Raw genomic sequence first — 14,817 nt, 5'->3', positions numbered from 1 at the left:
TCATGTTCTTAGTCACTATTACATATCTACAAAATCTATACATAGTTTAAAAGCTTATAAATTAACTGTTTTCTATCCTATTGGTTTTAATTACCTTTGCGCAACTTAATATATTTGTATATGATACATTCAATGACGGGTTATGGAAAATCTGTATTGCAATTACCAACTAAAAAAATAACAATAGAGCTTAAATCTCTTAACAGTAAAAATTTAGATTTAAACGCACGAATGCCTTCTATTTATAGAGAAAAAGAATTAGGGATTCGTAAACTTCTTGCAGAAAAACTGGTACGCGGTAAAGTAGATTTTTCAATTTTTGTAGAAACCACTGCCGAAGATACGTCTACACAAATTAATACCCCTGTTGTAAAACAATATATTAGTCAGTTAAAAAATGTAGTAGAGGGTAGTAGCGAAATAGAATTGCTTAAAATGGCAGTTAGATTTCCAGATGCCTTAAATACTGTTAGAGAAGAAATTGATGAAAATGAATGGAAAGCTATAGCAGATGAGATAAATAAAGCGGTAGATTTTATTAATAACTACAGATTAAATGAAGGCAAGGTTTTAGAAGTCGATTTTAATAAAAGAGTTGCTGCTATTTCTGAGATTTTAGAGCAGGTTATTGCTATAGACCCAGAGCGTATTGAAGCTGTTAGAGAGCGTTTAAATAAAGGCGTTGCCGATTTAAAAGAGAAATACGATGAAAACAGATTTGAGCAAGAATTGGTGTATTATATTGAGAAATTTGATATTACCGAAGAAAAAGTACGCTTAAAAAATCATTTAAATTATTTTATAGAAACATTAAATTCTAAAGATTCTAACGGAAAAAAATTAGGGTTTATAGGGCAAGAAATGGGACGAGAAATTAACACTATTGGCTCTAAAAGTAATTATGCCCCAATGCAGCAATTGGTAGTGCAAATGAAAGATGAGTTAGAAAAAATTAAGGAACAATTATTAAATGTTCTTTAAACAAACAGTAAAGTGTTATAAAAGGTTAAAATAAATAGTGTCGCACTGGTGGAATTTCTAAGTGTATAAAAAACAAAAGTCTTGGCAGAACAAAATAGCAAACAGGAAGGTAAATTAATTGTGTTTTCAGCACCATCCGGATCTGGAAAAACAACCATAGTAAAACATTTATTAGGTGTAGAAAATTTGAATTTAGAATTTTCTATATCTGCAACATCTCGAGAGAAACGAGGGGCAGAAGTAGATGCAAAAGATTATTATTTTTTATCGACTAAGGAGTTTAAAAATAAAATTAAAGGCGACGAATTTCTTGAGTGGGAAGAGGTATATCGCGATAATTTTTACGGAACATTAAAAACCGAAGTAGAACGTATTTGGGCAAAAGGTAAAACGGTTATTTTTGATATTGATGTTTCTGGCGGGTTGCGCATAAAGCGAAAGTTTCCAGACCAAACCTTAGCAATTTTTGTAAAGCCACCAAGTGTAGACGAACTAAAAATTAGACTAAAAAAACGAAAAACAGAAACCGATGATAAAATAAACATGCGAGTTGCAAAGGCATCAGCAGAGCTAGCAACTGCACCTTTGTTTGATACTATTATTGTTAACGATACGTTAGATAAAGCACTTGTAGAAGCAGAAGGTAAGGTTAGAGATTTTTTAAATTCTTAAAAACTAAACATGAAAATTGGTCTGTATTTTGGTTCTTTTAATCCCATTCATATCGGTCATCTTGTTATAGCCAATTATATGGCTGAGCATAGCGATTTAGATCAAATTTGGTTTGTAGTAACACCGCATAATCCGTTTAAAAAGAAATCTAGTTTATTAGACAATCATCAGCGTTTAGAACTGGTCTACCTTGCTACAAAAGAGTATTCTAAATTAAAACCTAGCGATATAGAGTTTAACTTGCCACAACCAAATTATACGGTAAATACATTAGCTTATTTACAAGAAAAGTATCCTAATAAAGAGTTTTCGTTAATTATGGGCGAAGACAATTTAAAAGGATTTCATAAATGGAAAAACTATGAGGTTATTCTAGAAAATCATCATATTTATGTTTATCCTAGAATTTCTGGCGGACATATTGAAACGCAATTTGATGAACATAAAAAAATACATAAAGTTAACGCTCCAATTATGGAGTTGTCTTCAACATATATACGTAATAGTATAAAACAAGGTATAAACATAAAACCAATGCTGCCAGAACATGTTTGGGAGTACTTGGATATTATGAATTTTTATAGGTAGTTTTTAAACGATTCCTTAATAAATTAGGGTTAAATGTAAGTTTATGGTTAATTCTGTGAAAGAATTTTCTTTTTATATGTTAATATCCATTTTCTTTTATATTTTTATATAATTAATAATTCTAAATGAAAAGTGAAAATTCCAACTTGTATGTTGTTGGTATTGGTGCTTCTGCAGGAGGTTTAGACGCTATACAAACCCTGTTCGATCACGTGCCTAACAACACCGGGATGGCATTTATAATCATTCAACACCTCTCACCTGATTTTAAAAGCTTAATGCCCGAATTGCTTAGTAAGCATACATCTATGCCTATTTATAAAACTGAAGATAAGCAGGTTATAGAGCCAAATTGTATTTATTTAAATCATCGAAATAAAAATTTACATATAAAAGGCAATAAATTATACCTTTTAGATAAAGGGCCTAAGCACAACCTAAATCTACCCATAGATATATTTTTTCACACATTAGGAGAGGAGCATGGGGAAAGAGCTATTGGAATTGTTTTATCTGGAACAGGATCTGATGGATCTAGAGGTTTATACTCTATAAAAGAAGGAGGAGGCACTATTGTAGTGCAAGAACCAGTTTCGGCACAGTTTGATGGCATGCCAAACTCTGCTATAATGACGAATTTGGCAGACTATATATTAAGACCCGAAAAAATCGCAGAAATATTTTGTAAAACCCCAAACGAGAGGCTATTGTTAACAGACAAAAATTTAGATTCAACCATATCTGAAGAAACCTTATTAAATAATGTATTTACAATTATTTTTAAGTTTTCAGATATAGATTTTAGAGAATATAAAAAAAACACTCTTATACGTAGGTTAGAAAAACGTATGAGCATAAATAACATAGATCATTTGTTTGATTATGTTACCTTTTTATCTAGTAACGTAGAAGAAAAGCAAGCTTTAAAAGAAGACTTTTTAATTGGAGTTACACGTTTTTTTAGAGACACAGAAGCATTTTCTATCTTAAAAACAGATGTTGTACCTGCATTATGCGAGTCTAAAAGAAACTCAGAAACTATTAGGGTTTGGGTGCCAGGCTGCTCTACTGGAGAAGAGGTGTATTCTATTGCGGTTTTAATAGACGATTATATTAAGGTACATAAATTAAACTTAGATTTTAAAATATTTGCAACAGATATAGATCCTAAAGCGTTATCTATTGCTGGTTCTGGGTTGTATAGCGTAAATATTATTAACGAAATAGAAAAGAAGTATTTAGATAAGTATTTTTTAAAAATTGGAGATAAAATACAAATTATAAAGCGTATTAGAGATAAAATAGTTTTCTCGCATCATAACTTAATTAAAGACCCACCTTTTATTAGAATGGATCTTATTTCGTGTAGAAATCTACTTATTTATTTTGAGAACAATATTCAAAAAAAAATAATACTAAACTTTCAATTTGCCTTAAACAAGTTTGCTTATTTGTTTCTGGGCAATAGCGAGTCTTTAGGGGTAGCAGCTAAATATTTTAAACCAATAGATGTAAAGTGGAAGGTATTTCAGAATATTACAAAAACAACAAGAATACCATCTCAAACTAATTCTTTAGAGCGTGTTTCTACAATAATTTATAAAGCGCCAATAGCTAATATAAAATCGCCTCATTTAAGGACAAAAGAAAGTCCAGAACTAATATTTCATAAGTATTTAAGTAAAAAGTTTAGTCCTGCATCAATATTTATCGATAAAAATTTTAATATCCTTTTTATTAAAGGAGACGCAGGTAAACGTTTGTCGCATAGCGAAGGTGTTTTTCAGAATAATTTATTAAAAATTGTAAATCCAGATATTGCTAGGCTTATACGAAGCGGTGTTAGAAGACTTGAAACCGAAAGTCAGGATGTTATTATTAAAGATATTGAAAATAAAACGGAAACCGAAAGTTTTTCGTTCGATTTAAAGTTTCATAAACCAAATATAGACGATAATTTAAATGGTTGTTATTTAATTGAATTTACAAACGATAGAGTTATAGAAGATAGTAACTCAATTGTTGTAAAAAATATAGATATTAATGAGGTTTCAAACCAGAGATTAGAAGATTTAGAGAACGAACTTAAATTTGTTAAAACAGAATTACAAAATGTAATTGAAGAATTAGAAACGAGCAACGAAGAGTTACAATCGTCTAACGAAGAGTTAATGGCATCAAATGAAGAACTTCAGAGTACCAACGAAGAGCTTCAGTCTGTAAACGAAGAATTGTATACGGTAAACTCAGAAATGCAAGAAAAAAATAAAGAGCTTACCAACCTAAGTAATGATGTAACTAATTTACTAGATAACACAGAAATTGCTACGCTGTTTTTAGATACAGACTTACAAATTAGAAAATTTACTCCTGCTCTTAAAGATATTTTTAATTTGCACGAATCAGATTATGGTAGACCAATTTCCAGTTTTACATCAAATTTTAACGAAGAAACTAGAATAACCATTCTTGAAGACTCTAAGTTGGTTTTAGAAAAACTTGTTACTATAGAAAAGCAATTACGCGATAAAAATGGTAATTATTATCTATTTAGAGTTAGCCCATTTATTACTGCAGACAAAATAATAAATGGTTTGGTAATAACTTTAAATAACATAAATAAACTAAAAGATACAGAGCGCGAGCTTAAAACCTCTGAGATAAGATATAAAAATTTATTTCTACACCTAAATGAAGGTTTTATGCATGGCGAAATAATTACGGATAATGAAGGCGCTCCTATAGATTGGGTTTATATTGATGCTAACCCGGCTTACGAAAAGCTTATAGGTTTAAAAAGTAAAGAATTTGTAAATTATAGATTGTTAGATGTTTTACCGTATATAAATGACGATCCAACAGATTGGATTTCTACTTTTGGCGAAACTGCAATTTCTGGAAAAGAACAGTCTATAAAAGAATACGTGACTAAAGATGGCAAGCACTATCAAGTTAACTTGTTTTCGCCAGCTAAGGGCGAGTTTGCAGCTACATTTGCAGATGTTACAGAGCTAAAAAATAAAGAGCAAGCTCTGGTTGCAAGTCAGGCAGAACTTACTCGGGCTCAAGAAATAACTCATGTGGGCAGTTGGTATTTTGATATACATTCTAGTAAAGTAAGATGGACAAAAGAGTTGTATAAAATTTATGGTTTTGACCACACTAAGCCTGTACCAGATTATCCAGAACATGAAAAATTGTTTACAAAAGATAGTTGGGGCCTACTATCTAAGGCTGTAGAAACTGCTGGAAAAACAGGAGAGCCTTACGATTTGGTATTAGAAATGGTTAGGAAAAATGGAGAGAAAGGTTGGCTTAATACTATGGGAGAAGCTGTAAAAGATGCAAATGGAAATATTATAGCTTTAAAAGGTGCAGTACAAGATGTAACACAAAAAAAACGATACGAAGAAGAGCTTATTAAAGCTAAAAAGGAAGCAGAAATAGCAAATATTCATAAAAATTACTTTTTGGCTAATATGAGCCATGAAATAAGAACACCTATGAATGGTGTTATAGGTTTTTCTGAGCTTTTAAGAAACGACGATTTATCTAAAGAAGAACGAATTAAGTATTTAGAAATTATTGACGGAAGCTCTAAACAATTGTTAAATTTAATTGATGATATAATAGACGTTGCCAAAATAGAGTCTAACGAAATAAAAATGATTTATAAGGATTGTCATATTTCTAACCTTATAAATAATTTAGAAATTACATACAACCAATTAAAGAAAGCTAAAAATAAAGAACAAGTTACTATAAAAGCAGAAATACCAGAAGCACATAAAGATTTGGTAATTATTACAGATAGTCAGCGATTACAGCAAGTAATTTCTAATTTACTAAACAATGCGTTAAAGTTTTCTGAGAAAGGAGTAATTTCTTTTGGTTATACAATAGAACACGATAACCTTAAATTTTTTGTGAAAGATCAGGGTATGGGGATTCCTAAAAATAAACAAAAAGAAATATTTGAGCGTTTTAAACAGGTTAATTACGAAAACAATGCTAAGTATGGTGGTACAGGCTTGGGACTTTCTATTTGTAAGGGTATTGTAACATTACTTGGAGGCTATATTACGGTGTCATCTCAATTAAAAAAAGGCACATGTTTTGAGTTTACAATTCCTTTAAAATTAACAAAACTTAAAAATGTAAAACGAAATAATAAGGTATTTGCAGGTAAAAATTTTTTAAAAGATAAAACTATTTTAATTGCAGAAGACGATACTTTAATACAGTTGTTATTTAAAATAGTACTAAAAAAGACTGGAGCCAATGTTCTTTTTGCAAATACAGGAAAATCTGCTATAAATCTATATCAAAACCATTCTAATATAGATGTTGTATTACTTGATATAAGGATGCCAGAAATGAATGGCCTCGAAGCTATGGATAGATTGTTAGAGATAAATCCAGATGTAAAAATTATTATGCAAACAGCTTATGCTATGCCAGAAGAGCGAGAAAATTGTTTTAAAAGAGGTTGTGTAGGTTTTCTTTCTAAACCTGTAATAAAAGAAGAGTTGTACGAAATTCTTGATAAATGGATTGATTAAAAGTTTATAAGTAAAGAATAAAAAACCAACCGCTTTAGGTTGGTTTTTTATTTAATGGCATAGTAGCAACTTGTCGTTATAAACAATTTAAATTAACTTCGTTTAAAGTCGTATGTAGTATTTAAAAACTAATCAAAATCAATTAAATAGAAATTAATAATTTGAAAAATATACCCAATATATCATTTCAAAGCGAAAATCAGACAAAAGATTTTGAGTTATTAAATCTATCTAAATTATTTATACGGTTAAATGCAATTAAAGATCATGATCCAACTGCGCCTCACAGAATTTCTTTTTTTGCTTTGCTTATTGTTACTAAAGGGGAAGGGACACATCAAATTGATTTAAAAGAATATAACTTAGAGGAGGGAACGGTTCTTAAAATAGCAAAAGGACAAATACATGCGTTTCAAAAAAAAGCTAAATACGAAGGTTTTTTAATTGTTTTTACAGAAGATTTTGTACTAAATTATTTTTCTAAATCATCAATAAATATAATTTCTCATTTATATAATTATCATATAACATCGCCAATTTCTAATAATAAAGCGGGTAACGAAGCTATGTTAAGTCAACTTTTAGAAGAGGTTAAAACAGAAAATGTCTATGCCCAAAAAAATATTGTAGCTGCACTATTAGATTTGTATTTGCTAAGATTAGAAAGAAAAACTAACACGAGTAATTTTCAAAACAATAATTCTAAAAATTATAATTTGTTTATTCAATTTAAAAACTTGGTAGAGTCTAATTATACTAAAACAAGAAATGTAAAAGATTATGCTAGTATGTTATTTATATCTACTAAACTTTTAAATAGTGTAGTTAAAGAGTTTACTTTAAATACAGCCAAACATTTTATAGATAATTTTGTAATTCTAGAAACAAAAAGAGCAATGGCAAGCTCTAACCACAGCCTAAAAGAAATAGGCTTTGCCATTGGTTTTGATGAGGTAACAAACTTTACTAAATTTTTTAAAAAGCATACGGGTACCACGCCTAAACAATTTAAAATAGAGTTGCAATAGCTTTATTCTCAAATTTACCATTTTCTGTATCAAAGTGGTAGCGCAATCCATATGGAATTTAACGATGGTAAGGCAAAATACCAATGGCTTACAGGTTCTAGAAAAGGAAAAAGAAATAGCAATATACCTTTATAAGTTTCGTAAAATTGGAGACCATCTTTAATTTAGTTAATTGGCATGAAACGGTTATAAAAAATTATTTAACTATAGTGTTCGATTTCGAAAAAATGATGGTGCATACTTCTATAATACTAGGTTACTAAAACAAGCAAGAAAGACCTTTAATAACAGTTTTTAAAAGCGGAATTATAGATCATCTAAAAAAGCAAAGTTAGAATTAAATTTTATTTTGATGTGGTTAGTAAAGTGGTTGTCAAATCAAATTTATTACACATAATAAATGAAGGTACACATTTACCATTTTAAACCTCATTTTGATAATTTTTTAAAAGATGAATAGTTCCACCTTTGCAAGGTATAATAGGTTTAAGTAGTATGGTAGTACAACAAATTGAAATTAACCAAATAAATTTGGTTTTAAATCAGTTATTTAACGATTCTAAAAACGATAGAGATATTGTAAACGAGCTTTTTGTAAACAGAGCCGAAACATCTATTACACCTAAAGATTTTAAAGATGTTTATTTATCAATATCAAAAAAACAAGGGGAGTATTTAGTAGAGCTTATTAGAGATAATAATTTAAAAAATATTGTAGAGTTTGGTACTTCGTTTGGTATATCTACATTGTTTTTAGCTCAAGGTGTTTTAAATACAGGTGGTCATATTGTTACCACAGAGCTAATAGAGTCTAAAGTAAAAAGAGCAATAGTTAATTTTAAAAAAGCAGGTGTTAATAACCTTATCCAGGTTAAAACGGGTCATGCCATAGAGACTTTAAAAAATTATAACGCACCAATAGATTTGTTGGTGTTAGATGGTTGGAAAAATTTGTATTTGCCATTATTTAAAATGCTAGAGCATAATTTTAGCAGTAAAACTATAGTTTATGTAGATAATGCAGATATGTTGGAATCTCAAACATTTTTAAAAATAATTAAAGCAACAGGAAAATATAAGCTACTACCCAAGTTTGGAGGTAAAGTAGCTTTAATAGTAACAAAGTAGTATTATGAGTCAAGTAGCAAGATGCCCAACATGTGGCGGAAAATCTAAAATAAAAGAGATAAGTGGAGTAACAACTTACCAAGCACTTCAAGATGAGGAATTGTTAAAAAAAGTGGGGCAACTTAAAAATGCAATGCAAAAGTTTAAAGAAAAGGCTGAAGCTTTAGAAAAGGAATTAGAAGAACTAAAATTAAACTAAATTATGGACTTAGATCAAAATAAAAAAAATGCAATTGCTTTCTATAAAATGGCTTACGAGGGCAACCCAACTAAAGCGGTAAAGTTGTATGTTGGCGAAACTTATATACAACACAACCCTTTAGTAGCAGATGGCCCGGAAGCTTTTATAAATTATTTTGATCGTATGCACAAAGCGTACCCTGTTAAGTCTATTAAGTTTGTGCGCTCTATTGCACAAAACGACTTAGTAGCTTTACACACGCATCAAATATGGCCAGATAATGATGAGTATGTAACTATGGACTTTTTTCGTTTTAACAAAGAAGGGAAAATTGTAGAACATTGGGATAGTATACAGCAAATACCAGCAAAGTCTTTAAATAATAACAACATGTATTAAAAATTTTATGGGTTTTATAAAAAGAAATTACGGTTGGATAATTGTTTCCATATTGGCCACATTGCCAATGTTGGTTATTTTTAATATGATTAATATCGATGTTTCTAATGGGTTTTTAATAACCTTAAACCAGCGAGCAGATGGCCAGGGCAAATCTGCAATAGAAATGCTTTATCATGTTTCTGGAGAGTTTGCCATAAGATGGATGACCGCTGTTTTAACATTAACACCTGTTTTTATAATTTTTGGAAAAACAAATCTTTTTGTAAGGCAGGCTATGGGTATTGCGACTGCCCTATGGAGTTTACTACATTTTTTAATTTTTATTTGGGCCGAAGGCTTTTTAGAAACCTTTACTCAAGTTAATTATATAGCAGGTTTTATTGCTGTTTTAATTTTAGTCCCGTTACTTTTTACATCAAATAGAAAGTCTATGAAACTTTTAAAAGTTAATTGGAAAAAACTACAAAGCTTTGCTTATGTAGTTATTTTTCTAAGTTTATTACACGTTGTACTTTTAGAAAAAACATGGTTAATTTATGCTATCGTTGTAAGTCTTGGTTTTGTTGTTAGAGTCCCGTTTATAAAAAATAAGATTATAAATTTTCGAAAAAACAGAAAAATAGCTAAACCTTAATTACAATGGGATTAATTGAAAATGTTTTGAAAAAAGTAGTTTTAGATGAGGCTACTATTCTTAAAAAAATAAAACTATCAGAGTCTGTTTTTAAAATTCAACTTAAAAGCGAAAGTATAAAAAAAGCAGAGTTTACACCAGGATGCTTTTTGCGTTTAGGTATAGGAATAGGTGATGGGAGTATAAGTTTTAAAGACAAAGTAAGAAGTTATAGCGTTTGGAATATTAATAAAAAAGAAGGTCGCTTAGATATTGCTATAGCGACAGAAAGTAATGGTGTTGGTGCTCAATGGGTTGCGAATTGTAAGGTAGGCGATGTTGTATATTTTAAATGGAAAAAAGGAAATTTTTTAATTGATAAAACTGCAGATAGTTATTTAATGATTGGAGATTTATCTGCATTATCTCATTTATATATTTTGAATAGAAATTTACCAGAGGCAAAACAGGTAGAGAGTATTATTTATACCAAAAACAAAAATGATTTATTTGAAGATGTAGATGGTGCCAAACCTTTTAATTTTTATAGCTTAGAACAAAACCCTATAATAGCGATTATAAAGTTGATTAAAGAAATTATACCAAAAATGAAAGGGCGTAAAATGGTTTACCTTGCAGGAGATAGTAGGGTTTGTGTTGCATTAAATCAGTATTTTAGAAAAGAGTTAAACTGGAATACAAAGCAAATTAAAACAAAACCATTCTGGAACCCAGATAAAAAAGGATTAGAATAGGCTTATAAGCTAAAATATTTTATTTTAGATAAAAATAAGCCCAACATATAGAAATCTAAACTAAAATGAATCTTAACGAAAAGTATAAGCAAGTTAGGTTAGAAACAGTAAGCTTTTGTAATCATCTAGAAATAGAAGACTACGCTATTCAAGTCGTACAATTTGCAAGTCCTCCCAAATGGCATTTAGCACACACGACATGGTTTTTCGAAACTTTTATTTTAAAAAAGTACTCAGAAAATTATACCGAGTTTAACTCTAATTTCAATTTTCTTTTTAACAGTTATTACAATAATGTAGGCGAAAGAATATTACAAAATAATAGAGGTAATATGTCTAGACCAAGTATTAATAAGATTTTCGAATACAGAAAATATGTCGATGCTAAAATGGAAGCCTTGTTAACTCATACTTCTAGTAAAGAGATTATAGATTTGGTTGTTTTAGGTTTAAACCACGAGCAGCAACACCAAGAACTGTTAATTACAGATGTAAAATACATGCTTGGCCATAACCCTATTTTACCCCAATTAAATGCTAACTTCAATTTAGTAAAAGATAAGAATACTACAAATCAAAGTGTAAAAATAAATGCTGGTGTTTATAGTATTGGTTACCAGGAAAATGGTTTTTGTTACGATAACGAATTGGGTGTGCATAAGGTTTATGTAAACGATTTTGAAATAAATAACCACTTGGTAACCAATGGCGATTTTATTGCTTTTATAGAAGACGGTGGCTATACTAATTTTAATTTATGGCTAGATCAAGGTTGGGCTTGGGTAAATACCAATAATATTAATTCGCCAATGTATTGGCATAAAATTAACCACGAATGGCATAGTTATACACTTGCAGGTTTGCAAAAAGTAGATGTAAACGCCATTTTATGCCATATAAATTATTACGAAGCTAATGCTTTTGCAGAGTGGAAAGGTATGAGGTTGCCAACAGAGTTTGAGTGGGAAATAGCAGCAAAACAGTTAGATTGGGGAAAACGATGGGAGTGGACAAATAGTGCTTACCTACCTTATCCAGAATTTATAAAAGAAAACGGGGCTGTTGGCGAATACAACGGGAAGTTTATGAGTAATAAAATGGTTTTAAGAGGTGCCTCTGTAGCAACTTCTAATAATCATAGCAGATTAACATATCGTAATTTTTTTGATCCTAACAAAAGATGGCAATTTACGGGAATAAGATTAGCTAAATAGATGATAGAATTATATAAAAGTAAGATTGAAAAAGATATAAATGAAGCGGAAATATTAATAAATACTTTTCGGGATGATGTAGAAAAAGGACTCGATAAAATTGAAAAAACATTACCATCCAAATATTTTTATAATAAAAAAGGAGATGCACTTTTTGTTGAAATAATGAATTTGCCAGAGTATTATTTAACTCGAAGTGAGTTCGATATTTTTAAAAATAAAACAGAGCAACTTATTGAAGCTTTTAATATCGATTCTAATAGTTATTTCGAACTTATTGAGCTTGGTGCAGGAGACGGATTAAAAACAAAAGAATTATTAAAAACACTAGATAGTAAAAATTATAAATTCAATTATTTTCCTATAGATATTTCTTTAAATGCCTTATCGCTTTTAGAAAAAGATTTAAACAACGACATGCCTAATGTATCGGTTAAAACACAACAAGGCGATTATTTTGAGGTGTTAAACTCGCTAAAACAGAGTAAGAAACCCAAAGTTGTTTTGTTTTTAGGCTCTAATATTGGTAATATGACCGACGAGCAAGCCTCTAGTTTTATTAGTAAGTTAGGTAATAATTTACAAAAAGGCGATAAACTATTGCTAGGTGTCGATTTAATAAAACCAGAAGCCATTGTATTGCCTGCCTATAACGACAGTAAAGGTGTAACTGCAAGTTTTAATCTTAATTTATTAGATAGAATGAATAACGAGTTAGGAGCAAATTTTAACTTAAATTATTTTAAACACCACCCAGAATACAACGAAAAAACAGGGGTTGCCAAAAGCTTTATAAAAAGCACAATAAACCAAACGGTAGAAATAAAGGCTATTGGTAAATCTTATAGTTTTGCTAAAGACGAAAAAATACACACCGAAATTTCTAGAAAATATAACGATACACTCATTAATCAAATAATATTAAATGCCAATTTTGTAATCAATAATAAAATAATGGACAGCAAGGCTTACTTTGCAGATTATATTCTTACTAGATATTAAAAATGGAAAAAGTAGCTTTGTCAATATTGGGTTTGGGTAGTCGTACAACTTCATTTTATTTAAGCGAGTTAAATGAGTTGTATAATAAAAAGCATGGTAATTATAGTACATGCCCGCTGTTGTTGTTAAATGCGAATTTTAATACTATTAATTCGCTTTTACCAAAACCATCAAAAGCGTTAAATAAAGTAACTCAAAATTATTTAACCACAATAGGCAAATTAGGAGCAAAACATATTTTGGTGCCAAATATTACCTTACACGAAACTATTGATGGGCTAGAGGGTAACATAGGTATACTTCATCCAGTTCTCTTAACAATAGATAGGCTTAAAGAGAATAACTGGAGCAAAATTGTTTTATTTGGATCTATATATTCCATGAAGTCAAATTATATAAATACTTATTTGTCTTCTACAGGTATAGAAGTAGTGCTACCAACAGAAACAGATATGGTTTTTATAGATCATGTTAGAAAAGAAGCGTATGCTGGTACAGAATCTAAAACATTAATTAAAAATTACCACTTACTTATTAAAAAATATAGTGGCAATTACCCGGTAGTTTTAGCTTGTACAGAGTTATCAATTTTAAAACCTTTAAGTGTTGAAAATTTGGTAGATATGGCTCAATTGCAAATGGAGCAGGCAATAAAAGTTATTAGTGTTAAAAAAACAGTATAATTAATAAAAGACTTTTAGTTTTAAAATAAGCTAAAACCACAAATACATCTTCAATCAAGTACTGCTATCTCATATTTACCATTATAAGTCTAATATTTATCTATAAATAAAAAAGAATGGTTCTCATCTTTGTAGATGTAATAGAAATTTAAAAATACCATTATGAAAATAGCAGTAACATCGGCAAGCGGAAAATTAGGTGTTTCTATTATAAAGCACCTAGTAGCAGAAATTGGAAAAGAAAATGTAATTGGAATTGCTCGTACACCAGAAAAAGCAAAACATTTAGGTATACAGGTTAAAAAGGGAGATTATAACAGCCAAGAAGATTTTGATAAAGCTTTACAAGGTGTAGATGCTGTACTTTTGGTATCGGGAATGGACGAACCGCAAAAAAGAATTATACAGCACAGAAATGTAATTAATGGTGCAAAGCACAACGCAGTAAAAAAAATAGTATACACCAGTATTGTTGGAGCAGAAGAAAATAATGCTTTTAGCCCTATTGTAAAAACTAATAGACAAACAGAAGAAGACGTTAAAAATTCGGGCTTACAGTGGGTAATAGGCAGAAACGGTATATATATAGAGCCCGATTTAGAGTATATAGATACTTATGTAAAAGAAGGAGAAATAAGTAATTGTGCAGCTAGTGGTAAATGTACTTATACAAGTAGGGAAGAGCTGGGTTATGCTTATGCAAAAATGCTTATTGAAGATAAACATAACGGACAAATATATAATTTGGTAGGGCCCGCTATTACACAGAGCGAATTGGCAACATATATAAATAAAGTTTATAATACTACATTGGTTTATAAAGCAGTATCGGTTCAAGAGTATTTAGCAGAAAGAAAAGAAGAGTTAGGTGTATTTATGGGTACTATAATTGCGGGTATTTATCAAGGTATTAAAGAGGGAGCAAATAATGTTTCCTCAGATTTTGAAAAAGCAGCAGGAAGAGCGCATAAAACTACATTAGATATTATAAAAGATTTTAAAAAATAA

At 29.9% G+C, this 14,817-nt stretch carries 14 protein-coding genes; all 14 read left to right on the top strand.

From position 1 onward, the window contains the following. Window positions 1–120: 120 nt before the first annotated feature. A complete protein-coding gene (locus tag ABD715_RS04850) occupies window positions 121–981 on the top strand; it encodes a YicC/YloC family endoribonuclease (protein ID WP_344786976.1) in 861 nt (286 codons plus the stop codon). 81 nt (window positions 982–1,062) lie between these two features. Next, window positions 1,063–1,653, top strand: a complete 591-nt coding sequence (gmk, locus tag ABD715_RS04845) for a guanylate kinase (RefSeq protein WP_344786975.1) — start codon at window positions 1,063–1,065, stop codon at window positions 1,651–1,653. Between the two features lie 9 nt (window positions 1,654–1,662). After that, the gene (nadD, locus tag ABD715_RS04840) at window positions 1,663–2,241 is read left to right on the top strand and encodes a nicotinate (nicotinamide) nucleotide adenylyltransferase (RefSeq protein ID WP_344786974.1); all 579 of its coding nucleotides are present in this window, start codon (window positions 1,663–1,665) and stop codon (window positions 2,239–2,241) included. Window positions 2,242–2,366: 125 nt separating this feature from the next. Beyond that, the gene (locus ABD715_RS04835; RefSeq protein WP_344786973.1) at window positions 2,367–6,803 is read left to right on the top strand and encodes a chemotaxis protein CheB; all 4,437 of its coding nucleotides are present in this window, start codon (window positions 2,367–2,369) and stop codon (window positions 6,801–6,803) included. Between the two features lie 161 nt (window positions 6,804–6,964). Then, window positions 6,965–7,831, top strand: a complete 867-nt coding sequence (locus ABD715_RS04830) for a helix-turn-helix domain-containing protein (protein WP_344786971.1) — start codon at window positions 6,965–6,967, stop codon at window positions 7,829–7,831. Window positions 7,832–8,326: 495 nt separating this feature from the next. Next, window positions 8,327–8,959: an O-methyltransferase gene (locus ABD715_RS04825; protein WP_344786970.1), complete on the top strand. Its 633-nt coding sequence runs from the start codon at window positions 8,327–8,329 to the stop codon at window positions 8,957–8,959. 4 nt (window positions 8,960–8,963) lie between these two features. After that, the gene (locus ABD715_RS04820) at window positions 8,964–9,158 is read left to right on the top strand and encodes a hypothetical protein (RefSeq protein WP_344786968.1); all 195 of its coding nucleotides are present in this window, start codon (window positions 8,964–8,966) and stop codon (window positions 9,156–9,158) included. 3 nt (window positions 9,159–9,161) lie between these two features. Beyond that, window positions 9,162–9,539 carry a nuclear transport factor 2 family protein gene (locus ABD715_RS04815; protein ID WP_344786967.1) on the top strand — a complete coding sequence of 126 codons (378 nt, stop codon included), beginning with the start codon at window positions 9,162–9,164 and terminating at the stop codon, window positions 9,537–9,539. Between the two features lie 7 nt (window positions 9,540–9,546). Next, the gene (locus ABD715_RS04810) at window positions 9,547–10,176 is read left to right on the top strand and encodes a ferric reductase (protein WP_344786966.1); all 630 of its coding nucleotides are present in this window, start codon (window positions 9,547–9,549) and stop codon (window positions 10,174–10,176) included. Window positions 10,177–10,181: 5 nt separating this feature from the next. Then, window positions 10,182–10,910, top strand: coding sequence for an SIP domain-containing protein (locus ABD715_RS04805; RefSeq protein ID WP_344786965.1), 729 nt, complete (start codon window positions 10,182–10,184; stop codon window positions 10,908–10,910). 65 nt (window positions 10,911–10,975) lie between these two features. Beyond that, window positions 10,976–12,124 (top strand): ergothioneine biosynthesis protein EgtB, encoded by a 1,149-nt coding sequence (gene egtB / locus ABD715_RS04800; protein ID WP_344786964.1) that lies wholly within the window; start codon window positions 10,976–10,978, stop codon window positions 12,122–12,124. Beyond that, window positions 12,125–13,126 carry an L-histidine N(alpha)-methyltransferase gene (locus tag ABD715_RS04795; RefSeq protein ID WP_344786963.1) on the top strand — a complete coding sequence of 334 codons (1,002 nt, stop codon included), beginning with the start codon at window positions 12,125–12,127 and terminating at the stop codon, window positions 13,124–13,126. 2 nt (window positions 13,127–13,128) lie between these two features. Then, window positions 13,129–13,809: an aspartate/glutamate racemase family protein gene (locus tag ABD715_RS04790; RefSeq protein ID WP_344786962.1), complete on the top strand. Its 681-nt coding sequence runs from the start codon at window positions 13,129–13,131 to the stop codon at window positions 13,807–13,809. A gap of 162 nt (window positions 13,810–13,971) precedes the next feature. Beyond that, window positions 13,972–14,817: an SDR family oxidoreductase gene (locus ABD715_RS04785; protein WP_344786961.1), complete on the top strand. Its 846-nt coding sequence runs from the start codon at window positions 13,972–13,974 to the stop codon at window positions 14,815–14,817.

Origin of the sequence: Postechiella marina, from assembly GCF_039538365.1 — a bacterium.
In the GTDB taxonomy this organism is placed as follows: domain Bacteria; phylum Bacteroidota; class Bacteroidia; order Flavobacteriales; family Flavobacteriaceae; genus Postechiella; species Postechiella marina.
This window is presented reverse-complemented; position numbering and strand designations above follow the sequence as displayed.